The 26,974-nt window shown below is 63.2% G+C and carries 20 protein-coding genes, 1 tRNA gene and 1 pseudogene; 11 read left to right on the top strand and 11 right to left on the bottom strand.

The genetic code is table 11. From position 1 onward, the window contains the following. Positions 1-9 precede the first annotated feature (9 nt). From D6C00_RS02785 to D6C00_RS02775, 3 genes are all read left to right on the top strand, one after another. Entirely contained in the window at positions 10-678 is a 669-nt protein-coding gene (locus tag D6C00_RS02785; RefSeq protein ID WP_125180214.1) for a dienelactone hydrolase family protein, read from the top strand. Positions 679-687: 9 nt separating this feature from the next. Continuing rightward, positions 688-1,683 (top strand): ribose-phosphate diphosphokinase, encoded by a 996-nt coding sequence (locus D6C00_RS02780; protein ID WP_125180213.1) that lies wholly within the window; start codon positions 688-690, stop codon positions 1,681-1,683. 138 nt (positions 1,684-1,821) lie between these two features. Then, a complete protein-coding gene (locus D6C00_RS02775; RefSeq protein ID WP_125180212.1) occupies positions 1,822-4,527 on the top strand; it encodes a cation-translocating P-type ATPase in 2,706 nt (901 codons plus the stop codon). A gap of 244 nt (positions 4,528-4,771) precedes the next feature. Here D6C00_RS02775 and D6C00_RS02770 read toward each other — a convergent pair whose 3' ends face one another. Next, positions 4,772-5,815, bottom strand: a complete 1,044-nt coding sequence (locus D6C00_RS02770; RefSeq protein WP_241546777.1) for a hypothetical protein — start codon at positions 5,813-5,815, stop codon at positions 4,772-4,774. Positions 5,816-6,026: 211 nt separating this feature from the next. Between D6C00_RS02770 and glgX the strand changes: the two genes are divergently transcribed. Further along, a complete protein-coding gene (gene glgX / locus D6C00_RS02765) occupies positions 6,027-8,168 on the top strand; it encodes a glycogen debranching protein GlgX (protein WP_125180211.1) in 2,142 nt (713 codons plus the stop codon). A 12-nt stretch (positions 8,169-8,180) separates the two neighbouring features. Here glgX and treY read toward each other — a convergent pair whose 3' ends face one another. From treY to D6C00_RS02745, 4 genes are read right to left on the bottom strand one after another with little or no spacing between them, the layout of a single operon-like run. Then, a complete protein-coding gene (treY, locus tag D6C00_RS02760; RefSeq protein ID WP_125180210.1) occupies positions 8,181-11,063 on the bottom strand; it encodes a malto-oligosyltrehalose synthase in 2,883 nt (960 codons plus the stop codon). Next, on the bottom strand, positions 11,060-12,889 hold the full coding sequence (gene treZ / locus D6C00_RS02755) for a malto-oligosyltrehalose trehalohydrolase (protein WP_125180209.1): 1,830 nt from the start codon (positions 12,887-12,889) through the stop codon (positions 11,060-11,062). Before treZ ends, treY begins: the two co-directional genes overlap by 4 nt. A gap of 28 nt (positions 12,890-12,917) precedes the next feature. Then, positions 12,918-14,156, bottom strand: coding sequence for a glycosyltransferase (locus tag D6C00_RS02750; RefSeq protein ID WP_125180208.1), 1,239 nt, complete (start codon positions 14,154-14,156; stop codon positions 12,918-12,920). Next, positions 14,153-14,842: a DUF5752 family protein gene (locus D6C00_RS02745; RefSeq protein WP_125180207.1), complete on the bottom strand. Its 690-nt coding sequence runs from the start codon at positions 14,840-14,842 to the stop codon at positions 14,153-14,155. The genes D6C00_RS02750 and D6C00_RS02745 overlap by 4 nt, the downstream gene beginning before the upstream one ends. A 571-nt stretch (positions 14,843-15,413) precedes the next feature. Between D6C00_RS02745 and tal the strand changes: the two genes are divergently transcribed. The 4 genes from tal (at position 15,414) to D6C00_RS02725 (ending at position 20,300) form a co-directional block, all read left to right on the top strand. Next, a complete protein-coding gene (gene tal / locus D6C00_RS02740; protein WP_125180206.1) occupies positions 15,414-16,487 on the top strand; it encodes a transaldolase in 1,074 nt (357 codons plus the stop codon). 704 nt (positions 16,488-17,191) lie between these two features. Beyond that, on the top strand, positions 17,192-17,995 hold the full coding sequence (locus D6C00_RS02735; RefSeq protein ID WP_125180205.1) for an Fpg/Nei family DNA glycosylase: 804 nt from the start codon (positions 17,192-17,194) through the stop codon (positions 17,993-17,995). Between the two features lie 71 nt (positions 17,996-18,066). After that, on the top strand, positions 18,067-19,887 hold the full coding sequence (locus tag D6C00_RS02730; RefSeq protein WP_125180204.1) for an adenosylcobalamin-dependent ribonucleoside-diphosphate reductase: 1,821 nt from the start codon (positions 18,067-18,069) through the stop codon (positions 19,885-19,887). A gap of 125 nt (positions 19,888-20,012) precedes the next feature. Further along, positions 20,013-20,300, top strand: coding sequence for a hypothetical protein (locus D6C00_RS02725; RefSeq protein WP_125180203.1), 288 nt, complete (start codon positions 20,013-20,015; stop codon positions 20,298-20,300). A 49-nt stretch (positions 20,301-20,349) separates the two neighbouring features. Here the strand turns inward: D6C00_RS02725 and D6C00_RS16525 are convergent, their stop codons facing one another. The 4 genes and pseudogenes from D6C00_RS16525 to D6C00_RS02710 all read right to left on the bottom strand — a co-directional run bounded on the left by D6C00_RS16525 (position 20,350) and on the right by D6C00_RS02710 (position 21,640). Continuing rightward, complete coding sequence (locus D6C00_RS16525; RefSeq protein WP_317623004.1) at positions 20,350-20,520, bottom strand: CBS domain-containing protein; 171 nt, start codon at positions 20,518-20,520, stop codon at positions 20,350-20,352. A 169-nt stretch (positions 20,521-20,689) separates the two neighbouring features. Then, a pseudogene (locus tag D6C00_RS16520) lies at positions 20,690-20,806 on the bottom strand (CBS domain-containing protein); the annotation flags it as partial. Between the two features lie 436 nt (positions 20,807-21,242). Beyond that, positions 21,243-21,319: transfer RNA gene (locus D6C00_RS02715), tRNA-Arg, on the bottom strand. Between the two features lie 117 nt (positions 21,320-21,436). Next, complete coding sequence (locus tag D6C00_RS02710; RefSeq protein WP_125180202.1) at positions 21,437-21,640, bottom strand: hypothetical protein; 204 nt, start codon at positions 21,638-21,640, stop codon at positions 21,437-21,439. A 189-nt stretch (positions 21,641-21,829) separates the two neighbouring features. On the opposite strand from D6C00_RS02710, the gene D6C00_RS02705 reads away from it, so the two are divergent. Further along, positions 21,830-22,870, top strand: coding sequence for a zinc-binding metallopeptidase family protein (locus D6C00_RS02705; RefSeq protein WP_125180201.1), 1,041 nt, complete (start codon positions 21,830-21,832; stop codon positions 22,868-22,870). A 148-nt stretch (positions 22,871-23,018) separates the two neighbouring features. On the opposite strand, the gene D6C00_RS02700 is transcribed toward D6C00_RS02705, so the two are convergent. Further along, on the bottom strand, positions 23,019-23,762 hold the full coding sequence (locus D6C00_RS02700) for a peptidase (protein ID WP_125180200.1): 744 nt from the start codon (positions 23,760-23,762) through the stop codon (positions 23,019-23,021). Positions 23,763-23,893: 131 nt separating this feature from the next. On the opposite strand from D6C00_RS02700, the gene D6C00_RS02695 reads away from it, so the two are divergent. Together D6C00_RS02695 and D6C00_RS02690 are read left to right on the top strand one after the other, a co-directional pair. Then, positions 23,894-25,351: a circularly permuted type 2 ATP-grasp protein gene (locus D6C00_RS02695; RefSeq protein ID WP_125180199.1), complete on the top strand. Its 1,458-nt coding sequence runs from the start codon at positions 23,894-23,896 to the stop codon at positions 25,349-25,351. After that, on the top strand, positions 25,348-26,274 hold the full coding sequence (locus D6C00_RS02690; RefSeq protein ID WP_241546775.1) for an alpha-E domain-containing protein: 927 nt from the start codon (positions 25,348-25,350) through the stop codon (positions 26,272-26,274). The genes D6C00_RS02695 and D6C00_RS02690 overlap by 4 nt, the downstream gene beginning before the upstream one ends. Positions 26,275-26,343: 69 nt before the next feature. Here D6C00_RS02690 and D6C00_RS02685 read toward each other — a convergent pair whose 3' ends face one another. Then, positions 26,344-26,763 (bottom strand): NUDIX domain-containing protein, encoded by a 420-nt coding sequence (locus D6C00_RS02685; protein WP_125180198.1) that lies wholly within the window; start codon positions 26,761-26,763, stop codon positions 26,344-26,346. Positions 26,764-26,974: the final 211 nt, after the last annotated feature.

Raw genomic sequence — 26,974 nt, 5'->3', positions numbered from 1 at the left:
GAAGGCGACATGGAAGAGGAAATTCAACCCGATGAAATCGAGATCCCGGTCGGCCGAGCGGTGCTGCAGGGGGACCTCGGCATTCCCGCCGCGGCAACCGGCATCGTGGTCTTCGCCCACGGCAGCGGCAGCAGCCGCTTCAGTCCGCGCAACCGCTGGATGGCGCAGCAGCTGAACGCGGCCGGGCTGGCGACCCTGCTGTTCGATCTGCTCACGGCCGAGGAACAGGTCATCGACGAGCAGACGCGTGAGTTGCGCTTCGATATCGGCCTGCTGAGTGACCGCCTCGCTGAGGTCGTGGACTGGGCAAGCGGCCAGGCCATCACTCGCGGTCTTGCGCTCGGCCTCTTCGGGGCCAGCACCGGCGCCGCCGCCGCCCTGAATGCGGCGGCCGACCGCCCGCAGGTGGTCCGGGCCGTGGTGTCACGCGGCGGCCGGCCGGATCTGGCGCTGGACAATCTGCCGCGGTTACAGGCCCCGACACTGCTGATCGTCGGCGGCCTGGATCATGCCGTGATCGAAATGAATCGCGAGGCCGCTGCCCGGCTGCACGGTGAATGCCGACTGGAGATCGTGCCGGGCGCGACCCATCTGTTCGAGGAGCCCGGTAAGCTGGAGGCGGTGGCCGGACTGGCGCGGGACTGGTTCGGCCGCCACCTCGGCGCGCACCGGGCCTGAATGTCGACCATGCCGGATCCCGCGTCGCTTGCCCTGTTCTCCCTCAATGCCGGCTGCGAGTTCGCCGGGCGGGTGGCGGCGGCGCTGGGGACATCTCTTGGCGCGCACGAGGAGCGGGAGTTCGAGGACGGCGAGCACAAGACCCGGCCGCTGGAGAGTGTGCGTGGGCGTGATGTCTATGTAATCCAGTCACTGTACGGCGATGCCGAACAGTCGGTCAACGACCGGCTGGTGCGCCTGCTGTTCTTCCTCGGTGCCCTGCGCGATGCCGCTGCGGCGCGGGTCACGGCCGTGGTCCCCTATTTATGTTATGCCCGCAAGGACCGCAAGACCAAGTCCAGGGACCCGGTTACCAGCCGCTACGTGGCGGCCCTGTTCGAGGCGGTCGGAGTGGACGGCGTCATGACCATGGACGTGCACAATCTGGCGGCCTTCCAGAACGCGTTCCGCATCCGCACCGACCATCTGGAGGCCCGGCCGCTGTTCCTGGATCACTTCTCCCGCCATCTGGAGGCCGATGCGCCGGTGGTGGTGATGTCGCCGGATGTGGGCGGCATCAAGCGGGCCGAGCTGTTCCGCCTGGCGTTGGAGCAGCGTCTGGAGCGCCCGGTGGAGGGGGCCTTCATGGAGAAGCGGCGCAGCGCCGGGGTGGTGAGCGGCCGGATGCTGGTGGGCGAGGTCGCCGACCGTCAGGTGATTCTGCTCGATGACCTGATCAGCAGCGGCGGGACCCTGGCGCGGGCGGCGCAGGCATGCATCGACCAGGGCGCGGCGCGGGTATGGGCGACGGCCACCCACGGCGTGTTCACCGGCGCCGCCGACCGCGTGCTGGCCACCCCTGCCATCGAAGATCTGGTCGTGACCGATACCCTGCCGCTGCTGCGACTGGAGTCGGCGGCCGTCCATGCCAGGCTGACCCGGCTCGACAGCGCACCCCTGTTCGCCGAGGCCATCCGGCGGATGCACAGCGGCGGGTCGCTGGTGCGGCTGCTCGCCGGGGAGTGAAAGCGGAACCGCCGGCGCACGGCTTCCCTGCGACGCAGTGCAGGTCCGGCTACCCCGAGCCGATGTCGGTCGGGCTCCCGCATCCCAACTTTAACTACACGGCCATTACGGGTGTGGCAGACAGCTGTTAACACGAACATGAATAACAACACGGACAGCGACCCGCATTTCGGATCGGACCAGCCGCCGGTTTACCGCCAGCACGCGCAGGAGGTGCTGGACCGCCTCGACGTCGAGCCGGGAAAGGGGCTCGGTGCGCAGGCAGCCTCCGAGCGGCTGGCCACATCGGGCCCGAACCGCCTGCGTGAGATGGAGCAGATCCCGGCGTGGCGGATCCTGCTCGACCAGTTCACCAGTCCGGTGGTCGTCCTGCTGCTGATCGCGGCGATCCTGGCGGCGCTGTTTGCCCGCCTGGTGGAGGCGGTGGCGATATCCGCCGCTCTGCTCATCAATGCCGTGATCGGCTTCGTTACCGAGTGGCGCGCCCGGGAGTCGATAGAATCCCTCAAGCGCATGGGTCGGATGCAGGCCCGGGTGCGGCGTGACGGCCGGATCGATGAGATTCCCGCGGATGAACTGGTGCCCGGCGACATCGTTCTGCTGCAGGAGGGGGAGATGGTGCCCGCGGACCTGCGGCTTATAGAGACGGAGAACCTGGAGTGCAACGAAGCCGCGCTCACCGGTGAGTCGGTCCCGGTGGCCAAGGCGACGGATCCGGTGGACGAGGTTCCCCTGGCCGAGCGCAGCAGCATGGTATACAGCGGCACGGCCGTCACCCGCGGCGAAGCGGAAGGGGTGACCGTCGCCACCGGCATGGACACCGAGATCGGCCGCATCTCGGCCCTGGTGGAGTCGGCACAGACAGGCGCAACGCCGCTGGAGCGCCGGCTCGAACGGCTGGCCAGGCGGCTGATCTACCTGGTCGTTGTCATCGGCGTGGCCGTAGCCGCTTCCGGCATCGTGGCCGGCAAGGAGCTGTTTCTCATGGTGGAGACGGCCATCGTCCTGGCCATCGCTGCGGTCCCCGAAGGTCTGCCCATCGTCTCGACCGTGGCGCTGGGACGCGGCATGTGGCGCATGGCGCGGCGCAATGCCCTGATCAAGCACCTGGCGGCGGTGGAAACCCTGGGCGCGACCACCGTGATCCTGTCCGACAAGACCGGGACCCTGACCGAGAACCGCATGGTCCTGCGCCGGCTTGCACTGCCCACGGGCGATGTGGAGCTGTCGCGCGCGGACGGGCGGGCGGAGTTCCGTGACGGGGAGACGGTGCTGGATCCGGCCCGGCGGGAGGATCTCATGGCGGTGCTCAAAGCCGGCATGCTGTGCTCGAACGCGGTGCAGGAGGAGGGGCAGGCGCGGGGCGATCCCACCGAAGTGGCGCTGCTCGATGCGGGGCTGGCCGCGGACCTTGAGCCGGACGCGCTGCGGGAGGATTTTCCGGAGCAGCGTGAAGAGAGCTTCGATCCCGAGACCCGGCAGATGGCGACCTACCACAGCGCCGATGAGGCCGTGCTGGTGCAGGTCAAGGGTGCCCCCGAGGCGGTGCTTGCTGCCTGCACCCGGGTGCGCAACGAAGGGGGTGAGCTCATGGCTCTGGACGAGACCGGCCGTGAGCGATGGCGCGAGCGCAACCAGCAGTTGGCCGCCGACGGCCTGCGGGTGCTGGCGCTGGCGGAGAAGCGCGTTGCCGACACCAATGCGCCGCCATACCGGGAACTGATCCTGCTGGGTCTGGTGGGACTGTACGATCCGCCGCGGCGGACGGTCGCGGCGGCCATTGCCCGCTGCCGCGAGGCCGGTATTCGCGTGATCATGGTCACCGGCGACCACCCGGCGACGGCGGGCAACATCGCGTACGCCGTGGGCATCGTCGACTCGCCGCGGCCCGAGGTGCTGATGGGCGAGGAGCTGTCGCCGGCGGAGAGGGCGGTGTCCGCCAGGGAGCGCATCGGTCGGACCAGCGTGTTCGCCCGCGTGGAGCCGGAACAGAAGCTGCGCCTGGTGGAGGGATTTCAGCAGCAGGGTGAGGTGGTGGCCATGACCGGCGACGGCGTCAACGATGCGCCAGCATTGACACAGGCCGATATCGGCATCGCGATGGGGCGGCGCGGCACCGAGGTGGCCCGGGAAACCAGCGACATCGTGCTGGTCGACGATGCCTTCGAAAGCATCGTCGCGGCGATCGAGCAGGGGCGGATAATCTTCGACAATATCCGCAAGTTCGTGGTCTATCTGCTGTCGGGCAACCTGGGTCAGATCCTCGGCGTCTCGGCGGCGGCGCTGGTCAACGCGCCGCTGCCCTTGCTGCCATTGCAGATCCTGTTTCTGAATCTGTTGCTGGATGTATTCCCCGCGCTGGCACTGGGCGTGGGGCGGGGCAGCCGCGCGGTCATGCGGCGCCCGCCGCGGGATCCACGCGAGCCGATCCTGACTTCAGGGCACTGGTGGGCGATCGCCGGCTTCGGCCTGTTGATGGCCGTCGCGCTGCTGACGGTGTTTGCCTATGCGCTGCAGGTGCTGGAGTTGGATGTGGAACAGGCCGTGACCCTGGCCTTTCTGACCTACGGTTTCGCCCGGCTGTGGCACAGCTTCAACATGCGTTCACTGGATATGGGAGTGTTCCGCAACGACATCACCGGCAATCCCTGGGTCTGGTGCGCCATCGCGCTGTGCGGTCTGCTGCTGGTCGGCGCCCTGTACACGCCCCGGGTTGCAGAAGTACTCAGGGTGGCGCCGCCTGCCCCCGGGCACTGGCCGGTTATTCTCGGCTCCAGTCTCATTCCCCTGGTTCTCGGTCAGACGGCCGCGAGCCTACTGCGCAGGCGTGACCCGGCAGCATGACCCCAATCATTGCAAAAACCCTGTCTGTAGGAGCGGCCTCGGCCGCGAACATTCGCGGGCAAAGCCCGCTCCTACACATGCCTGGCAGGAGTTCACCACCGGTGCAATCCAGCATTGTGGCTCAGATTCTCACCGGCTCCTGTCGGTATAAGGCCGGTTCTTTTGCCGGGAGAATTTTTTACAACTGTCAGGTAAAAAACAGTTCCCTCTCACCCGTTTGCGCGGGAGAGGGGATAATGGCTTGTTATAGGCAACGGCTGTATTGCTCGGCCAGATCCAGATAGCCCCGTGTCTTTTCGATCCAGCGGGGATGCTCCGAGTCGCCGTGATCCTGCAGGTGTGCGAATGCCAGCCGTGCCCTGAGCGTGGCGCGGCAGGACTTGTGGAAGGCGATCAGGGAGGCGGGCGGCGTATCGCCGGTGATGTCGTCATAGGTGGCGAAGAGGAGCGGGCCGATGAAGGCGGCGCCGGCGTATTCGCACTCCATGGCCAGGAAGGCGAGTTCATCGGCCGGGTCGAGCAGCCGGAAGGCGCGGTTGAACTCCAGACAATCAATGAACACAGGGGTGGGGGTGAGGCAGACATGCTCCGGACGCAGGTCGCCGTGGGCCTCGATGATGCGCCGTTCCCGGCAGCGGGCCTCGAGCAGTTCGGCTGCCTGATCCAGGAAGCCGAACTGGGCGTCCGTGAGCGCCTCGATCCGTGCCCGGGGCAGGTGGGCGTCACCTGTGAGGAGTTCGCGCCGGTTGATCTCGATGTCCCGGCGCAGGCGCTGCCGATAGTCCGCGAAGCGCATCGGCACCGGCGCGGCCCGACGGTAGAAATCCGCCAGCACCCGGGTGATGCGGTGGACATCATCGTCCTCGACCGTCCCCGCCCGGATGGCGTGATCGAGCATGCGCCCGGCCGGCAGGCGCCGCATCCGCACCAGCCATTCCACCGGTTCACCGTCGACGTCGAGCTGGAGTTGTCCGGCGCGATTCTGTCGCAGGGCCTGGACGCCCAGGTAGACGTCGGGTGCCAGCCGCCGGTTCAGCCGCACCTCCTCCAGGGAGTCCCGGTGGCGGGCTTCCAGGGTGCTGAAGTCGAGAAAGCTGAAGCGCACCGGCTTCTTGAGCTTGTAGACCTCACGGTCGGTCATGAATACCCAGGACATGTGGGTCTGAATGACCTCCACCCCACTCGGGCAGACGGGGTGGCAGTAATTGCGCGGCTGGCTCAGAAAGGCGACCTTGGCGTCGAGGTCGATATCGATAGTGTGCTCCCGCGGAGAGTGATCGGATGGCATGAATGGATGATTTTTCTCGACCGACAATCCCTTTATAGAAGATGCAGGCGCAGCTGTCAGGGCGGGCGTGGGCTAATAGCGGGGATTCATGAAGGGGCGCATGCACTGCGCCGGATTCCGGTCTATGCTGGGATTGCTCACGCCCGGGCCTTTACCGCATGGCCTGAGTGGTCGACAGACTGCCCGGCTATATGCAACGGAAAACACCGCTATGAATTCAAGAGATTATCGTGTCTGGCCAGGACTGCCCTATCCCCTCGGCGCCACCTGGGACGGGGCCGGCACTAACTTCGCCATATTCTCGTCGCATGCGGAGAAGGTGGAGCTGTGCCTGTTCGACGCCAGCGGGAAACAGGAACTGGCCCGGATCGCGCTGCCTGAATACACCCACGAGGTCTGGCATGGTTACCTGCCGGATGTGTGCGCGGGCCAGCGCTATGGCTATCGCGTCTACGGTCCGTACGATCCGGCCGCCGGACACCGATTCAACCATCACAAGCTGCTGCTGGATCCCTATGCCAGGGCATTGTCCGGAAACCTGCAATGGCATGCGGCCCTGTTCGGCTACGAACTCGGTCACAAGGAGGCCGATCTGTCCTTCGACAGCCGTGACAGCGCCGCCTTCATGCCGAAATGCGTGGTGATAGATCCGTCCTACACCTGGGGCGGGCAGCCGCCGCCGGTGACGCCCTGGCATGAACTCATGATCTATGAGATGCACGTGCGGGGCTTCACCATGCAGCATCCCGAGGTGATGGAGTCCGTTCGGGGTACCTTCGAGGGCCTGTGTTCGCCGGCGATCATAGACTATCTCACCCGGCTTGGCGTGACGGCCGTGGAGCTGCTGCCGGTACATGCCTTCGTTCACAACCATAATCTGGTCGAAGCGGGGTTGCGCAATTACTGGGGTTATAACTCGCTGTGCTTCTTTTCGCCCCATTCCGATTATCTCAGTCAGGGCAATATCGATGAGTTCAAGACCTTCGTGCAGCTGATGCACGATGCCGGCATCGAGGTGCTGCTGGATGTGGTGTACAACCACACGGCGGAAGGCAACCATCTCGGGCCGACCCTGTCGCTGCGCGGTATCGACAACCAGAGCTATTACTACCTGATGGAGGACGATCCGCGTTATTACAACGACTTTACCGGGACCGGCAATGCGCTGGAGCTGCGGCATGCCAATGTGCTGCGCATGGTGACCGATTCGCTGCGCTACTGGGTGGAGGAGATGGGCGTGGACGGTTTCCGCTTCGATCTGGCGACGACGCTGGCGAGAGTCAACGGTGAGTACAGCGAGCAGGCCAATTTTCTGGACGCCGTGGCCCAGGATCCGCTGCTGTCTACGGTCAAGCTCATCGCCGAACCCTGGGATACGGGCGAGGGCGGCTACCAGGTCGGGAACTTTCCACCGCCCTGGGCGGAGTGGAATGACCGTTACCGTGACTGCCTGCGCCGTTTCTGGCGCGGTGACCCGGGGCAGCTCCCGGAACTGGCCTCACGGTTGTCGGGTTCCAGTGATATCTACGAACGCCGCGGACGCCGGCCCTGGGCCAGTGTGAATTATGTGACCACGCACGACGGCTTCACGCTGCAGGATCTCGTCAGCTACGACCACAAGCACAATGAGGCGAACCTCGAGGACAACCGCGACGGCATGGATGAGAATCTGAGCTGGAACGGCGGCGTCGAGGGACCGACTGACGACGACGCGATCAACCGGCTGAGGCGGCGCCAGCGGCGGAATCTACTGGCGTCGCTGCTGATCTCCCAGGGCCTGCCCCTGATCTTGGCCGGCGATGAGATCGGAAATACCCAGCACGGCAACAACAACGCCTATTGCCAGGACAACGAGGTTGCCTGGCTCGACTGGGAGGGCCTGAGCGGGCCGGACCAGGATCTGCTCGAATTCGTCCGCCGCCTCATTCAACTGCGCCGGGACCATCTGGTATTTCATCGCTCACGCTTCTTTCACGGCCGGAGTGTGCCCGGGACCGAAACCCGGGATATCGCCTGGTTGCGTCCGGATGGTGAGTCGATGACGGACGCCGACTGGCAGGACGGCGAAAGGCGCACGCTGGCCTTCATGCTGAGCGGCGAGGCCGGACATTACCACCTCACCGAACGCGGTGCCCCCGAATATGACGATACCTTCTACGTCATACTCAATGCCTCGGACCAGGCGGTGGAGTGCAGGACGCCGTCGCCGCCGAAGGATTGCGCCGGATGGCGGGTGCTGGTGGATACCTCGCTGGAGAAGGCGACCCGGAATGTGCGCAGGCTGGACAGTGACGGCGGCTTTCGCATCAAGCCGAGGTCGCTGCTGCTGACGGTCGCCGTCTCCGGCAGCTGATCCGCCCCGGTGTCATGCGTTCGTAAGGAGGGCGACGGGTAAATGGGCGAACAGCTCGGCCACTTCCAGCCCGTGGTCCGATCCGTCATGTCCGGCCTTCAGGTTCTGCCCGGTGAGTCGGTCCTGGAAGCTGTCCGCGCCGATGTCGGGCAATGCCAGGCGGGTGTGTTCCCAGACGGCCTCGCCGACGGGTTGCGGCGAGTCTTCCCCGACCAGGTCGGCGAACCCGCGTGCCGCGGCGGCGATGACGATTCTGCCCTCAAGGCGGCGGGCGAATGCGACCAGGTTCTCGGCGTGCGGGCCTGATGGCGTCAGGGGCAGGTACTCGCCCTCGCTGAACAATGCCGGCTCGCTGCGTCTCAGGCCGAGTGCCTGCCAGATGACATAGAGCTTGAGCCGGCCTTCGTCATCCAGGGTCTCCAGCAGTTGCTGCGTCAGTCGCAGCTTCTGCTCTGCGCTGCGGCTGTCCCGTTCGAGCTGTTCCAGCAGGGTGCGCCGTTGCGTGTAATCGACCGGCCGGCGGTTGTCCGGGTCCACCAGATTGAATGCCCACAACTCGTTGCCCTGATAGATATCGGGGCAGCCGGGCATGGTGAATTTGAGCAGGACCTGCGACAGGCTGTTGTACAGCCCCAGGCGCGCGACGCGCTGCTGCAGGGGAAGAAAGTCGCGCAGAAAGGCATTGTGTTGCGGACGCCGCAGCAGCGCCCGGATGAATTCCGATACCGCAGTCTCGTATTCCAGATTCGGGTTGATCCAGGAGGTGTTTTCCTTGGCCTCGCGCATTGCCTTGAGCATATAGGCATCGATGCGTTCATGCAGCTGCGCCAGTTCCTCTGCATCCGGCGGATGGGGCGGCCACACACCGATCAGGGTCTGATAGAGCAGGTACTCATCGTTGCGGGAAGGGGCCGGGGTCCCGTTTGTCTGGCGTTTCCTGCGCCGGTTGATGCGCGACCAGCGGCCGAGGTGTCGGCGCCATTCGCCGGGCAGCTCGGACAGCACATTGATGCGGGCGCGGACATCCTCGCCCCGTTTGCTGTCATGCGTTGATGTCGCCGTCAGCGAGTGGGGCGTTTCGGCCTGCCGCCGCGCATTCTCGTGGTGGAATGCGGCCGGCGTCACGCCGAAGCCGCGGGGGTCGAACCCGACATCGTTCATGGATACCAGCCGGTTATAGACGTAGAAGGCCGTATCCTCCATGCCCTTGGCCATTACCGGTGCGCAATACTGCTGGAACCGCAGTACGAAGCTCACTATCAGATGCCGTACATGGGGGTTATCCTCTTCCGCCGGCGCCTGCAGCAGAATGTCGTGTATGAAGCCGAATACCTGGCTGTCACTGGCCTGGCTGCGTCGCCTGGCCTGGGCGACGGCCCAGTCGATATACCTGCGGTCCTGTTCGCTGATGCCGTCGGCAGTGATATAGGTCCGGTATACCGGGAAGCAGGCCAGGATTTCCGTCAGTGCGTCCCGCAGGCCATGATAGGTGAAGTCCCGGGTGTGCCTGTCGGCCTCGGCAATACGGCTGAGCCGGTTGGCCAGCACGGTGAGTTCGCTGGACAGCGTGGTGTTGAGGATGCGTTGCTTGCACTGGTACAGGATCTCATCGAAGTCTCCGGAACGGCCGCTGAAACGGCTATACAGGCGGGTCAGATCGCGCTCGGCATCGGGGCGGATGAAGAGCCCATTGAGCAGGTGCGCGGCCTCGTAGCCGGTGGTGCCGCTGACCGGCCAGTCGTCCGGCAGCGACTCATGCGGGGCCAGGATCTTTTCCACCAGCAGGGGATGGTCGGTGTTGTCCCAGCCGGTGCAGACCTGCGAGCGCAGCTGCCGGCAATAGGCGGCGGGCTCCGAGAGTCCATCCAGATGGTCAATCCGCAGACCGTCCACCCGGCCCTGCTCAATCAGCTTGCGGACCAGGCTGTGGGTGGCGGCGAAGGCCGCGGGGTTCTGCATGCACAGCCCGGCGAGATCATTGATATCGAAGAACCGACGATAGTTGATCTCGTCACTCGCCACCTGCCAGTAGGCGGGGCGGTAGGCCTGGGCATCGAGCAGGCGATGCAGGGCGTCGAAGCTGTCGGGCCGACCCGGCTGGCCGTTCATTTCGGCGACGCACTGGCGCAGGTGATCGGCGACGTCGGGGTGGTTGCTGCACAGCCCGGACAGACGCTGCCTGCAATCTCTGCCTCCATGCGCGCGTGAGCGGCGCGCCTCGGGCGCCAGGTCGCTGCGCATGGGCAGTGTCCGACATTTCTCAACCAGGTCCCGATAGGTCCGCAGTGATTCGGGCCGGTCCGCCAGTGCCTGTTCCAGCCGATCGGGGTGGAAATCGAGGATGTCCGGCCAGGTGCGCGGATCGACTGGCAGGCAGTGTTCATAATAATGAATGGTGAAGCCGTCCCCATCGGAATTCAGTTGCAGCTGCAATTCGCCGGCCTCCAGCACGCTGCCGTAGTGATCGCCCAGCAATGGCAGCAGCAGTCTGTTGTTCAGCTCCGGCTTGCTCGGGTGCCAGTCGATGTCGAAATACTCGGCATACTCCGACGCCTCCCCGTGTTCCAGCACATCCAGCCACCAGGCATTGTCACAGCCGCCGACCCCCATATGATTGGGCACGATATCCATGATCAGTCCCATTTGATGGCTGTGCAGCCGATCGACCAGCATTGCGAAATCCGTTGCATCGCCGATCTCGGGATTGAAGGCCTGGTGATCGACAATGTCGTAGCCATGCGGACTGCCGCTGCGCGCCTTGAGATAGGGCGAGGCATACAGATGGCTGATGCCCAATCGGTGCAGATAATCGACGCAGTCGCCGGCGGCGGCGAAGGTGAAGCCGCTGTTGAACTGCAGACGGTAGCTGGCGCTCAGGGGTGCCGGCCGGGTCATGCAGGCTCTCCCGGCCTGTCCAGGTAGGCCAACAGGGATGCCGCCGGCAGGGATGTCCCGGTGGCGGCTGTGGCTGCCTCGGGGTGCGTTGCGTACAGGAGGCGTCCGGGCGGCGGGGCGATTGCGCTGAGTGACTGACTGTCCAGATTGAACAGCAGGTTGAGCCGTGCATTCCGCAGTTGCCAGCCAACCGCCAGCGCGCAGGGGCCCAGGCGGGTGCAATCCGCCCGTTGGGGGGCGCGCTGATCCAGGCGGGGGATGATTGCGTCACGCCGCAGCGCCAGGAGCTGCCGGTGCCGTTCGTACCAGGCTCGGGCGCTGTCCGTCTGTGCCGCCTCCCAGTCGAGACGACTGTTGTTGAAGGTGTCATCGGCGAGCGGGTCGGGGATGCGCTCCCGTGCCGCCGGATCGCCAAAGCCCGGGAAATCGGCGAACTCCTCGCGCCGCCCCCTGACCACAGCCTCGGCCAGATCGGGGCCGAAGTCGCAGAAGAACTGAAACGGCCGGGGGCTGGCCCATTCCTGACCCATGAACAGCAGGGGCGGCGAGGGCTGCAACAGCAGCAGGGCGGTGGCGACATGCAGCTGCTCCGCGTCGGTCAGCTGACCGATGCGCTCGCCCAGGGCGCGATTGCCGATCTGGTCGTGATTCTGGAGAAAGGCGACGAAGGCGGTTGCCGGCAGCCCGCCGCTGGCCTCGCCGCGCGGCCGGTTGCCGCGATAGGGGGAGGGTTCCCCCTGGTAGGCAAAGCCTTCGGTCAGACAGCGCTGCAGATGGGAAAGCGGATCATCGGCATAATCCTTGTAATAACCGTGTACTTCCCGGGTGAGGAGCACATGCAGGACATGGTGAAAATCGTCATTCCACTGGGCCCGATAGAGGGGGGCTTCCGGACCGTTGTCCGGCCGCAGGTAGCGGGCGCTGTTGTTGTCGTTTTCCAGCACCAGATGGATGTGGCGCTCCCTGCCGGGGCCGGCCTGCACCCGCGCGGCGAGCTCGGTGAGGATGTCCGGGTCGGAATCGTCCAGGATGGCATGCACCGCGTCCAGGCGCAGCCCGTCGAAACGGTATTCCTCCAGCCAGTAGAGGGCGTTGTGGATGAAGAATTCCCTGATCCAGCGGGAGCCTGCGCCGTCGAAGTTGATCGCATCGCCCCAGGGGGTGTGGTGGCGATCGGTGAAAAAGGCCGGGGCATACTGAGACAGGTAATTGCCTTCCGGACCGAAATGGTTGTACACCACGTCCAGGAACACCATCAGTCCACGCGCATGGGCGGCCTGGACGAGGCCCCGGAGGTCGTCGGGCCGACCATAGGCGGCTTCCACGGCAAAGGGGTAGACTCCGTCATAGCCCCAGCCCCGACGGCCCGGGAATGCGGCCACGGGCATCAATTCAACGGCGGTGATGCCGAGTTCGGCCAGATAGTCGAGCTTCCCCCGCGCCGCGGCGAATGTCCCCTCCGGGGTGAAGGTGCCGGGATGAAGCTCGTATAACACCACTTCCTGCCACGGACGACCGCGCCAGTCGTCATCCCGCCAGTCCCAGTCCCGGGGATCGATCACTTCACTGGGACCGTGCACGCCTTCCGGTTGATGGCGGCTGGCGGGATCCGGCACGGGTTGCCCGCCATCGATGCGGTATTGATAACGCGATCCCGTGTGCGCCGCGTGGGTCGAGATGCTGAACCAGCCGTCCGCCCGGGGGTGCAGTTCAAATGGGTTATCCCCGGCAGCGTCATCAAGCAGCAGCTCCACCCGCTCCGCCGCCGGCGCCCACAGGGCGAAGCGGACACTGCCGTCGTCCCCGATCCCGGCACCGAACGGCATTTGGTGGCAATGCGGAGTTGGTCCGACCTCAGCCAAGTTCGATGCGATCGCCGGCGTTATTCATCAGCGCCACCATCAGGGTGAGGTATTCGCGCAGATGCCGGGTGATCAGAAAGTTCTCGAGCACCAGGGACCGCGCCTTTTCCCCCATTTCCTGCAGCTTTTCGGGCTGGTGCAGCAGATAGCGGATGCGCAGGGCAGCGCCCTCTGGCGTATTGACCAGAAAGCCGGTGTGATGATCAATCACCTGCAGCCGAATGCCCCCGACATCGCCCCCGATCACCGCCTTGCCTTTCCACATGCCTTCGGTGACGGTGAGACCGAAGCCTTCCCGGAGCGATTTCTGGATCACCAGGTCGGCGGCCCGCTGCAGGGCGTTGACGGTGCGATGGGCGTCGGCCGGCAGGAGCAGAATGTGGATGTTCGGATCGTCACTGGCGGCGGCGCGCACTTCTTCCAGCACGGTTGCGCCCTCGGGGTCGTCCGTGGCCCCGCCGCCGGCCAGTACCAACTGCAGGTGCGGGCTGAATTCCCTGGCCAGCTGGTAGGCGCGGATCACGCCCAACGGATCCTTGAACCGGTCGAAACGCGATATCTGCACCAGCATCGGTCGCTCCGGATCGAGCTGGTGTTCCTCGAGTACAGCATCGATCTCGGCCTGTTCGAGTTCCACGTTCTTGTCGGTGAGGGGATCGATACTGGGCGGAATCAGGTACTTCGGATGCGGCAGCTCCTGGGCGAAGGCCGCCAGGGAGAAGACGCTGGCGTCATACCCGGCGATCCGCTCGCGCAGGTATCTCCAGACCGGACGGTAGGGATGGCTGGCATCGATGTGGCAGCGCCAGATCCACTTTCCCCTGCGACCGGGGCAATGCTGCAGCAGCGCCGCCGGCTGGGGGTCATGGATGAACACGAAATCCGCCTGTTCCAGGGTGGGCCGCAGGGCCTCGGCGTTGTCCGCGTTGGTTTTTGCATAGACATCAAGCAATTGCTGGCTGATCGGAATCCGATGCCCCTGCAGGGCATTGTGCATGCCCTTGGTGCAGGTGTAGAAATCGCCTTCGCCGCTGATGATCTCCCAGTCGGTGTCGATGCCGAGTTCCCGCATCAGGGGCACCATCTTGGTGAGTATCTCGGCTACCCCGCCGCCGGAACGGGTCGAATTGACATGTACGACCTTCATGCCCTGCATCGGTTCGGCCAGCTGGTGCAACTGGGCGATGACATCGCTGCCGGTGACAGCGGCATAGTCGTCCAGCATGCTCATTGGCCGTTACCGCCGAAATAACCGGAAAACAGCTCGCCCAGCTCGTCCCGCAACTCGCTGAGGCTGCCGAAGTAGGGGTCCACGCCCGCCAGTTGTGACTGCAGCTCGCTGTAGGATTCGCCGTAGCCTGACAGCCAGTCACTGAAATCGTCACGTCGATCCGGGGTGCGCCGGCGGGCATCGATGAAATGATAGAAAACACTGCTGGGCGACAATTCCGGCATGACCTCGGCGAGCTCCTCCGGCCGCTCCAGTTCGCGATGGGTGTGGAAAACCACGATCTGGGAACAGACGAATTCGAACTGGACGGTCGCCCGGGACCAGCTCAGATGCTCGGCCTCATCCAGGCGGTTGTCGATCTGCTCGAGGATTTCCTGACGCAGGGCTTCCAGGTCGCTGAATCCGGTCGGATCCAGGACGGCCAGCCGCTCCGCCAGCACGGTATCGTGAATCCCGTGCCGGACCCAGGCGGCAAAGTCGTTATGGTATTCGCGCTCTTCGAAGCGGGATGCCAGCAATCCGCCCCAGAAGTGGTGATACAGGCTGGCGGTATCGATTTCCTCCAGCCGGTTGCGCAGTTCCTGCAACAGCCGCACCTTCCTGCCGGTGGCAAGTGTCACCAGGGCGCAGTCCTTGACAGTGAAAGTCGGTGCAGATGCGCGGTCGTCAGAATCGGTACTGCCCATCCAGGGTGACTCCTGTTAAAGGGTGTTTGAGGCCATGGGGCGACATGGCTGGCCTGCTGTTGAGTATAGCAACTGGCACGCAGATGCAATGCCGCTGTCGGAATGTCAATTCATTGTCATCCCGGGATGAGAGCTTCCCCTGTAGTGCGAACCCGGAAATTCATCGGTCTGATCAAACCGGACGCGATATAGTCGACGTGATTGACTTGAGTCAATAAAGGTCGGTCCTGGGTACCGGCTTGTTTACTACAATTCCGGGTTGCAACCGTGTCTTGATGGAGTGAAGACGATGGAGCACAGGTTTGGGACAAGAGAGGCTGTTCACCTCCATGCGCGTCCAATTCAGTGCATTTCCCCGGCTGGTTGTTACCTGCAATGTCTGTTGCCAGGGACTGAATCTCCCATTGACCCGCCCGAACTCCAGCCGATGCGCATTGAGTGCTACGCGCCTCGCAATGACGAATAAATCAGGGAACCTGTGGTTCATTCGTCATTGCGAGCCTGGGTGCTGGCGGTGTTGAGGTCGACGCCGGCGCCATGACGGCGCCGGCCGTCGACAACCGGAGTAAGAATGAACATTACGCGCCAATTGCGCCATCTCGGCCAGAGCCTGTGGCTCGACAACATCACCCGCGGCCTGTTGACTGACGGTACCCTCGAGCACTATATCCAGGAGTTTGACGTGACGGGCCTGACCTCCAACCCGACAATCTTCGACAAGGCTATTCAGAACAGCGATACCTATGACGGTGACATCCGTGGCAGGGCAGGTGCCGTCAGCTCGGATGAGGCCCTGTTCTTCGAACTGGCACTGGCGGACCTGACCCGCGCCGCCGACCTGTTCCGCCCAGTGCACGACACCAGCGGCGGGATCGATGGCTGGGTCTCGCTGGAGGTGTCGCCTTCGCTGGCAGATGACACCGCCGGCACCGTGCAGGCGGCCAGGGCACTTTACGGGCAGGCGGGGCGGACCAACCTGTTCATCAAGATCCCCGGTACCCGTGCCGGGATCCCTGCCGTCGAGGAGACGATCTTCGCCGGCGTGCCGGTCAATGTCACGCTGCTGTTCTCCCGCGAGCACTACCTCGCCGCCGCCGAGGCGTACCTGCGCGGGATAGAGCGGCGGCTGGCCGCAGGCCGCGACCCCGCGGTGGGGTGTGTGGCCTCACTGTTCGTCAGCCGCTGGGACGTCGCCGTCCAGGATAAAGTGCCGGCGGTGCTGAAGAACCGCCTCGGGATCGCCATCGCCCAACGCACCTACCAGGCCTATCGCGAGCTGCTGGCCTCAACCCGCTGGCAGACATTGAATGACGCCGGCGCCCGGCCGCAGCGTCTGTTGTGGGCCAGCACCGGCACCAAGGATCCCGAAGCGCCCGACACCCTGTACCTCGAGGCGCTGGCCGCGTCGCAAACCATCAACACTGTGCCCGAGCAGACCCTGCTCGCCTTCGCCGAGCACGGCCGGCTGAGCGGTGAGTTGCCGGTCGAGGGCGGCGACGCCAATGCGCTGCTCGCCGAGTTCGCGCAGACCGGCGTCGATATCGATATCCTGGCGGAGCGGCTGCAGCACGATGGTGTGCAGGCCTTCGCGGCATCATGGCAGGCCTTACTGCGACGCATCGCCTCGAAGCGCGGCGACGGCTGAAGGACATTGTCCATGATAGGCGTTGGTTAACTGCAGGAAATACAGACAAACATTTTGACGTTGATCAATCATGGCGCGGGCGAAAATTTCCTCGCTGAACTAGACTGGGATGGGAGATCGCTACAGTTCATTGTTGATGCCGTAGCCCTGTTCGATAAGCAATGTGTCTGAAGTCCGACGGATGATTCCTGAATCGCCGGATGTCATGCCAGCGCGTGTCAGTATGCAAAATATTGTTTATCAGGGAAGACCTTTATAGCTGGAGGAAGGTGCTCATGGAACATAGATCAGGCGTAAGACAGGATGTGAACCTCAACGTCAAGGTTTATCTCGAATCACTGCCTCCTCTGTTAGCCGTCAGCCGCGATATAAGCAAACGGGGCATGAATCTTCCCCTGACTCATCCCGCACTGGACCCGATGCGGGTTGTGAGTGTGTCGGTATGTGATGTCAATGGAGAACAATGTCTGGAGACAAAAGCAATGGTTATTCATGCCACGGAGAATGGGGGGACAGGGCTTTTGCTGGGAGACGACATGCCGACGAGGTTCCTGGATATGCGGGAATGCTTAGCAGAGCAGACGAGTAAGGCATATTAGATTCCGGAGTTCACGCGAAGGATTCATCCCGCAGGGTCGTGATTCATATCAGACTCTCTCCTGGCTGGTTTGAACCAGCCGGGGCTTCCATGAAAGGTGGCGGCCATGCCGGAGCTTCCCGATGTCGAAACTGAACGCCGCTATCTTGCGGCCACAGCCCTGCATCGGCGTATAACACGGGTGCACGCTGATCAGGATCTGCTCGAAGGAACCACGCCGGCCGCTATGGGGCGGGTGCTGCATGACCGCCGGTTTGAGACCACGCATCGCCACGGCAAGTTTCTCTTTGCCGCTTCCGACGGCCCCTGGTGGCTGGTGCTTCACTTCGGGATGACCGGCGGACTGGTCTTTTTCAAGGCTGGCGGCGCGGTTTCGCCGCCGCGTCATATCCGCCTGCTGTTCGAATTCGACAATGATTATCGCCTTGCCTATGACTGCCAGCGCAAACTGGGGCTTATTGCATTGTGCCGCGATCCGGCGACATTCGTCAGCGATCGCGGACTGGGGCCCGATGCCCTGGATTCGCGCCTGGACCTCGATGCCTTCGAGGAAGCAAGGGTGGGGCGGCGCTTGCCGGTCAAGGCATGGCTTATGGATCAGCAGGCCATCGCCGGCATCGGCAACGTCTACAGCGACGAAATCCTGTTCCATGCCCGTATTCATCCGGCATGCCGCATCAATGCGTTGGATCCTGAGACGGTGCAGCGCCTGTTTCAACTGATGAAGAAGATTCTGGAACAATGCGTGAAAGCACGGGCCGAGCCCGATCGCATGCCGGTATCCTTTCTTCTGCCCCACCGTACACCCGACGGATGCTGCCCTCGTTGTGGCGTGGCCCTGGCGAGGCAACGTATCAGCGGGCGTATGGCCTACTTCTGTCCCCAATGCCAGGCCGAATCCGGGGACTGAGCGGCAATGTGGTCCTGGCCTTGTTGCCTGCTACCTCTGCAGGACCGGTCGGATCCATGCCGGAGGGAACCATGAACGACGAGACATTGCTCAGCGATATCTCCCGCGACATCTGGGATACCAAGTACCGCTACCGGGAGGGAACGCAGATCCGTGACCACACCCTGGAGGATACCTGGCGACGCGTGGCCCGGGCCCTGGCGGCGGTGGAACCGCATGATCGCGCGACCTGGGAGGCGCGCTTTTTCGATCAGCTGCGGGATTTCCGCTTCCTGCCCGGCGGGCGCATTCTCGCCGGCGCCGGTACCGGCCGGCGTGTGACGCTGTACAACTGCTTTGTGATGGGGCGCATCGAGGATTCGATGGACGGCATCTTCGACGCGCTCAAGGAGGGCGCGCTCACCATGCAGCAGGGCGGCGGCGTGGGCTATGACTTCTCCACCCTGCGTCCGGCCGGTAACCGCGCCTGGCATGTCGGCGGAATTGCCTCGGGGCCGGTCTCCTTCATGCGTGTCTGGGACAGCGCCTGCGCGACCCTGTTGTCCACCGGCGCGCGTCGCGGCGCCATGATGGCGACCCTGCGCTGTGATCACCCCGATGTCGAAGCTTTCATTGATGCCAAGCAGGACCCGCGCGAACTGCGTCACTTCAACCTGTCGATCCAGATCACAGACGCCTTCATGGAAGCGGTAAGAAGTGATGCGGACTGGCCGCTGGTGTTCCCCGACCGGCACCTGGAGCGCGGAGACGGGCCGGTGGAGCTTCGGACCTGGCCGGGGGAGGACGGCCAGGTGCCGTGCCGGGTGCTGCGGGTGGTGCGGGCGCGCTCATTGTGGAACCAAATCCTGCGTGCCAGCTACGACTATGCCGAGCCCGGGGTGCTGTTCGTGGACCGGGTCAATGAACTCAACAACCTGTGGTACCGGGAGCATATCACCGCAACCAATCCCTGCGGCGAGATTCCGTTGCCGCCCTACGGGGCCTGCGACCTGGGTTCGCTCAACCTGACCCGCTTCGTACAGGCGCCATTCACCCCCCAGGCGCAACTGGACGAGGAGGCGCTCGAGGCGGCGGCGGGGCTTGCCGTGCGCATGCTTGACAATGTCACCGACGTGTCCGGATTCCCGCTGGAGCATCAGCGTGAGCAGGCGCAGGCCACGCGGCGCGTGGGCCTGGGCGTGACCGGCCTTGCCGATCTGCTCATCATGCTGGGCGTGCGCTACGGCAGTGAGGCGTCCTATCACCTCGCGGCTTCGGTCATGGAGCGGGTGTGCCATGCCGCCTACCGCGCCTCGGTTGAACTGGCCCGGGAAAAGGGGAGCTTCCCCGCCTTCGACCGCGATTGCCTCCTGGAAGGGAGGTTTGTCGCCTCGCTACCATCGACATTGCGTGATGCCATCGCGCGCCACGGGCTGCGCAACAGTCACCTCACCGCCATCGCGCCCACCGGCACCATCAGTCTGCTGGCCAACAACGTCTCCAGCGGTCTGGAGCCGGTATTCGAAGCGCATTTCACGCGTCGGGTGCATCAGGAGGAGGGTGATGACGTCGAGCGCGAGGTGGAGGACTATGCCTGCCGACTGTGGCGCGAACGGGGCAACGACGGTTTCCCGCCGGCGTTTGTCGACGCCCATGATCTGGACCCCGAGGCCCATCTGCGCATGCAGGCGGCGCTGCAGCCCTTTGTCGACAACGCCATTTCCAAGACCATCAACATCCCGGAGGACTTCGATTTCGCCTCCTACGGTTCTGTCTATGAACGAGCCTTTGATCTGGGGCTGAAAGGCTGCACCACCTTTCGCCCCAATCCGGTGACCGGTTCGGTGTTGGCCGAGATCCGGCCCCCGGCGGGCACGGTGCACTGCTGTGGTCTGGAGCGTGAACCGGATTAGCGAGTGATGAAGAAGCTTTGTGGGATACAGCGCCACATTGAAGTCACCGTGGACGGGAACGTATGCCGCGGCTGTATTGTCGCATTGTCTATACTCGGGTAAATCATTTATTGGAGTAATCCGACATGACCCTGTCCATCAAGGAGTTGTCCACCGCGAATGAGATGGTACGGGAACTGCTGGAGCAGCTTGAACTCGATGCCTACCTGTTCGAGGTGGAGCCGGCCAACGACCACTGGCAGGTGCGTGTGGAATGCCCCGTGGCGGAAGGCTGGCAGACAGTAACCCTGCATGTGGATAAAACGCGCCTCTCCGACTGCCGCCGGGATGTGGCCGTGCGGGAAGCGTTGCTGTGGAAATGGCGTACCGCGCTCGCCGCCTGTACACCGTCCCCGCCTTCCTCCTCAACCTGATACGGGAGTGGAAGCACTGTTTCCTCAGGCCTTGGTAATCAGGGCATCCTCAGGGTCGGGTCCGTAGCTGTTGCTCGTGACGCTGTTCCTGACGGATGATCCTGGACAGTGCGCCCAATTCCTCGGAAAGCAGTTCGATCAGGTCGTCTACACTGAGGATGCCGGCCAGCGTGCCCTGTGTATCCACCACCGGTACGCGACGCACACCGCGGGAACGCATGTAATTGCAGTGTATCCCAGAGACCGTCGGCTTCCCGCACGGTGATCAGCTCATAGCTCATGATGTCCGAGACGGCGACGGCGTTCATGTCCAGATTGGGAGCCACCACCTCCAGCACGAGATCGCGGTCCGTTATGATTCCCACCGGTTGGAGCTGTCCGTCCTTGTTTTCCACCACCACAACATCACCCACGTGATGTTGTCGCATGAGCTGTGCCGCTTCGATCACGGAACTTTCCTGAGTGGTGACGACTACCTCACGATTGCAGAAATCGCCGACTGCCATAATACCCCCCTTCGGATGGGTTTCCGGCGTTGTGTATACCATTGTGCTGATTCGATTTATGACAAGCCCGGATGGTTCTGCGACTATCATCTGCGCCACCAGCGTTTAAAACCTTTTCTACAGTATAGATAATCCGGCGTTTTTAGCGACGCCAAGTGACGGAGAGTCCAGCTTCCTGTTGCGTTTTCCTGGTCTGATATCAGGTTGACGGAAAGTCGGTGTCAGGAAAGTCAGGCTCTCACACGTTTCTATTACCAGCTAAATTTATGAATGCAGAACAAAACTTGTCTTGCTTGCATGACAAACTACCAGGTAAATGGCCAGATGGTCGGTTGAATGTCACGAGAACAATGAATCAACAAGTTGCGTAGGTAGCGAAGAGTACAGAAGGGAAGCGAGGGAAGAGCGAATTTCGTAACTTATTGATTATTAAAGATGGCGCGCCCGGAAGGATTCGAACCTCCGACCGCCTGGTTCGTAGCCAGGTACTCTATCCAGCTGAGCTACGGGCGCGTGGAAGCCGGGAATTATCCGGAAAAACGCGACCGAGTGCAAGCCGGGCGCAGGGGAAAATTCAGCCGGGGCGGGGTGCCCGAGAGGGAGGGGACTCCCGGCCCCGGCCGGCGGGCCTCAGTGGGCGCGGCTGAAGGTGTATTCGTCGCCGCTGCGCTTAACCTGGATACCGGCACGGTCGATCCGGACCTCTTCGCCGTCCTCGATGTCCTTGAGTTCGCCGGCACAGGCGACCACGCCCGGGCGGGTCACGCCGCAGTGGACGATGCCCAGTTTGTCGTGCTGGGCGGGTTTCAGGGTCAGGGTGTCTTGTTCGGACATGTGACGTACCTCCTTGCTCGTTGGTGCCTCGAAGCAGGCATGTCTTTACGGGGATCAATACTCTAAAATGCACGCACGCAGCTGGCCAGTTCCCCTGGGTGAAACGCGGTTTTGGCCATGGACCGGCAGGCGGGGCAGTCGAGGCCGTTATGCAACTCATTGATTTAAAAACAGCGAGAGACTGACCTCTTGAAAACCTTCACCTGCGCCTGCGGCAACCGTCTGCATTTCGAGAACAACCGCTGCCTGGTGTGCGAGCGTACCCTGGGATTTCTCCCCGGTCTTCAGGTCCTGAGTGCGCTGGAGCCGGCCGCGGAAGGCGGCTGGCGGGCGCTGGCCGATGGCGGCCATTACCACCAGTGCGTCAACTACAGCCGTTATAACGTCTGCAACTGGATGGTGCCGGCGCAAACGGGGAAAAAATTCTGCGTTTCCTGCCAGCTCAACCGCATCATCCCCAATCTCAGTGTCCGCAGGAACCTGACCCTGTGGGCACGCATCGAAACCGCCAAGCGGCGCCTGCTGTATACCCTGATCCAGCTTGGTCTGCCCATCGTGGATCGAGGAGCGGATCCGAAACGCGGACTGGCCTTCGAGTTCATGGAGGACCCACAGCAGGAGGATGAGTTCAGCAATGCCGTCACGCCTCAGCAGCAGGTCATCACCGGGCACAGGACGGGCATCATCACCATTAACATCATGGAAGCCAGCTCCAGCGAGCGGGAGCGCATGCGCGAGAAGATGAACGAGCGTTACCGCACCCTGCTGGGGCATTTCCGTCACGAAATCGGTCATTACTATTGGGAGCGGCTGGTCAGGCCCAGCGCCTGGTTGGAGGAGTTTCACGCCCTGTTCGGCGACGAGCAGCGCAAGTATCAGGCCGCGCTGCAACGCTATTACAACGCGGGTCCGCCGCCCGACTGGCAGAAGCACTATGTCAGTGCCTATGCCAGTGCCCACCCTTGGGAGGACTGGGCCGAGAGTTGGGCGCATTACCTGCACATGACCGATACCCTGGAGACGGCCGAGGACTACGGCTTTCGCATGAGTACCGGTCAGGGCGAGCGTTTCGAGAAATTGATGACGGACTGGTCGGAACTGAGCGTGGCGCTGAACGATCTCAACCGGAGCATGGGGCTGGGAGATGCCTATCCTTTCGTGCTGTCAGGCAGGGCGGTGGAGAAGCTGCATTTCATTCACCGGCTGATTCAGGAGAGGGGGCAGCCGTAGTGGCCGTATGGCAGTTTCGCCTCTAAGGAGCTCTGATTAATTACCTTGCCGTCATTCCCGCGAAAGCGGGAATCCAGATGTTCCAGAGGCATGGATGCCCGCCTGCGCGGGCATGACGAATGAATCAGAGGTTCCTTCTCAACCCTGCTTATTTGTTCTCTTCCCAGTCGAACCGCGGCAAGCGGTTGAAGGCGCGCTTGAGCCCTTCGTTCCAGCGTTTCTGCAGGGTCTTGTAGAAGGGGGAAGCGAGCTTGAGGCTCATGTGTCGTGGTTCCTCCAGGCTGTCGGCGGCGTAGATCGCCAGTTCCATCGGCGGGCCGACGGAGATGTTGCTGCGCATGGTCGAATCCAGCGAGACCAGCGCGCAGCGGGCTGCGTCCTCCGGGCTGGTGTCCTGGGTGATGATGCGGTCCAGGATGGGCTTGCCGTACTTGTTCTCGCCGATCTGCAGGTAGGGCGTCTCTGACGAGGCGCTGATGTAGTTGCCCTGCGGGTAGACCAGGTAGATTTCCGGTTCCCGCCCGGCGATCTGCCCGCCCACGATGAATCTCGCCTCGACGCTGATATTGGATTTCTCCACCGCCTTTTCGTGCAGCCGCTGCTCCCGCTGGACCAGCTTGCCCACATAGTGTGCGATTTCGTACAGATGCTTGGCCTGCCGCAGGTTGAATTCGGCGTCATCGCCTTCTTCAAGGTCCTTGTTGATCAGGTTGACCGCCGCCTGGGTGGTGGCGAGGCTGCCGGCACTGAGCAGGATGCACACGCGATCGCCCGGCCAGACGAAGCGGTGCATCTTGCCGTAGGTGGTGACATAGTCCACGCCTGCGTTGGTGCGCGAGTCGGAGGCGAAGACCAGTCCCTTGTTCACTTTTATCGCAAGGCAGTAAGTCACGTGTGCATTCCTGGTACAGGGTATGGAAGAGGGGCTTCAGCCGGATTATCAACCACAATCAGACAGGCTTGCAATCGCTGTCTCGAGCGGGTTAATGTGGATCGAAATTTCAGCCTGAACAGCAGGATACCATGGCGATACGCTGGGGAAGTTACAAGGTCAAGGGACTCTATGACGAGCTGATCCGGGCCAGTGGCCGGCCGCGCCCCGCCGCCCAGGCGCTGTGCCAGTATCTGCGCGACCTCAAGGACGAGGATATCGAGGAATACAAGGCCGCCGCCGAGCTCGCCATCCATGTCATGGGTATCACCTTTACCGTATACACGGAAGAGGAGGGTTCCATCGACCGGGCCTGGCCCTTCGACATCATCCCGCGGGTCATAGACAAGACAGAATGGCAACAGGTCGAGGCCGGGCTCAAGCAGCGGGTGCAGGCGCTGAACCTGTTCATCGACGATCTCTACCACAAGCAGCGCATTGTCAGGGACAAGGTCTTTCCCGGTGAGCTGCTGGACGATTCCAAGAATTTCCGCGAGCAGTGTATCGGCATCCAGCCGCCGCACGGCATCTGGGCGCACATCTGCGGCTCGGACCTGGTGCGCGACAAGGATGGCGCCTTTTACGTGCTGGAGGACAATCTGCGCGTGCCGTCGGGCGTGTCCTACATGCTGGAAAACCGGCTGGTGATGAAGCGGATCTTCCCCGAGCTGTTCGAGCAGTACAGCATCCTGCCGGTCGATGATTATCCCTCCCAGCTCTATGACACCCTGGCTTCGCTCTCGCCCCGGCCGGGCGATGCGCCGGAGATCGTGGTGCTCACGCCGGGGGTGTTCAACTCCGCCTATTTCGAACATGCCTACCTGGCCCAGCAGATGGGTGCCGAGCTGGTCGAGGGCCGCGACCTGGTGGTGGACAAGGACGACTGTGTCTATATGCGCACCATCGAGGGCCTCTCAAGGGTGGACGTGATCTACCGCCGCATCGATGACCTGTTTCTCGACCCCGAGGCCTTCGATCCCGATTCCATGCTGGGCGTGCCGGGCCTGATGCGGGCCTGGAAGGCGGGCAAGGTGGCCCTGGCCAATGCCCCCGGCGCAGGCGTGGCCGACGACAAGGTGGTCTATGCCTTCGTCCCGGAGATCATCCGCTACTACCTGGGCGAGGATCCGCTGCTGCCCAACGTGCCGACCTACAAGTGCATCAACAAGGACGAGCGCGACCATGTCATCGCCAACCTGGACAAGCTGGTGGTCAAGCCGGCGAACGAGTCCGGCGGCTATGGCATGCTGATCGGGCCCCAGGCCAGTAATGAGGAACGCGAGAAGTTCGCCCGCCTGATCCGGCGCGACCCGCGCAATTACATTGCCCAGCCCATGCTCACACTTTCCACCGCGCCGACCCTGGTCGGCAACCGGGTCGAGCCGCGCCACCTGGATCTGCGGCCCTTCATCCTCAGCGGCCAGGAGACCCATGTCACCACCGGTGGCCTGACCCGGGTCGCGTTGAAGAAGGGCTCCACCGTGGTCAACTCCTCCCAGGGCGGCGGCAGCAAGGACACCTGGATCGTCGACATGGAGGCGTCCTCATGACCATGCTCTCCCGCGTCGCCGAGAACATCTACTGGATGGCGCGTTACATCGAGCGGGCCGAGAACACCGCCCGCCTGATCAATGTCAACACCAATCTGCTGTTGGATCTTCCCAAACGGGTACGGCTTGGATGGGAGCCGATCATCGAGATCATGGGCACGCGCGAGCTGTTCTTCGCGCACTACCATGAGGCCGACGAGCGCAGTGTCATCCGCTTCCTCATCGCCAATACCAGCAATCCCAGTTCGATCCTGACGTCGCTCGGTCAGGCGCGGGAAAACGCCCGTACCATCCGCGACATCATCCCGCGCGAAGCCTGGGAGCAGGTCAATCAGCTCTATCTCGGTGCCCGGGCCGATGCCAATCAGTCGCTGGCTCAGCGCAATCGTTACGATTACCTGCGTCGTATCATTCTGGGCGCCCAGACCATCACCGGCCAGCTGGCCGGCACCATGACCCATGACGAGGGCTATGACTTTCTGCGCATGGGGCGCAACCTGGAACGCGCCGACATGACCACCCGCATCATTGACGTGCGCTCGGCCACCCTGCTGCCGGATCTGCACGAGGATCTGACACCGTTCGAGAACATCCAGTGGATGTCGGTGCTGAAATCGCTTACCGCCTACCAGATGTACCGGCGCACCATGCGCATCCGGGTGCGGCGTCCCGATGTGCTGCGTTTTCTGCTGCAGGAACGGCGTTTCCCGCGCGCCTTCTATCACACCACCTGCGAGGTGGAAAACTGCCTGATTGGCATGCCGCACAACGAAAAGCCGCTCAAGGCGCTCGGCACGCTGCAGCGCAAGGTGCTGCGGGTGAAACCCGAGAAGCTGGCGCAGGATGAACTGCATGGCCTGATCGACGAGCTGCAGCTGGGGCTGGCAAAGGTGCACCAGCGGATCGTCGAAGTGTATTTCTGAGTGAGGCAGGTCGGGTTAGCGCTGCGTAACCCGACATGAATTCTGATCCGGCCTGCAGGTGGTGTGGTGTCAGCCCACGTTCAGGATCCCCTCCGCCCATTCCAGCACCCGCAGTACCCGCGGGGTGAGCAGCCGCTGCGCCTGCCCGATCGTGACCCAGCGGTATTCGTGGTGCTCGGGCCGGCCAAGCTCGGGGTTGACGCCCAGGGCGATATGCCCGGTGTCGGTACGGGCGAGGTAATAGCGGGCAATCTTCAGCGGCCGGCTGTAGGGACGGGTCTCGATCCAGGCTTCGCCCCAATCGAAACACAGATCCCGGATCCCGCTTTCCTCCTCCACCTCGCGGATGGCCGCGGCCAGCGGGGTCTCCTCCGGCTCTAGCTTGCCCTTGGGGAAGTCCCAGTAGTTGTAGGCCCGCAGCAGCAGATAGAGCCGCTGTTCCCGGGCTTTGCGGACCACGACCACGCCGGCGGAGAGATAGGGCTTCATCGGGCATCCTTGCGGTGTTGACTCAAGAGCGCCACGGAATACACGGAAAATATGATTGTAAGAAACTGAAGAGGCTCCGCCTGACCTGAGGGTCGTCATTCCGGCGCAGGCCGGAATCCATTGACCTCGGCGGCTTCTGGATTCCGGCCTGCGCCGGAATGACGGGGAATCTCAAACAGTCCTCCGACTTGGCATCGATAGCGTCCGTGCT

The sequence above is a fragment of the Thiohalobacter thiocyanaticus genome, assembly GCF_003932505.1.
Lineage (GTDB): Bacteria > Pseudomonadota > Gammaproteobacteria > Thiohalobacterales > Thiohalobacteraceae > Thiohalobacter > Thiohalobacter thiocyanaticus.
This window is presented reverse-complemented; position numbering and strand designations above follow the sequence as displayed.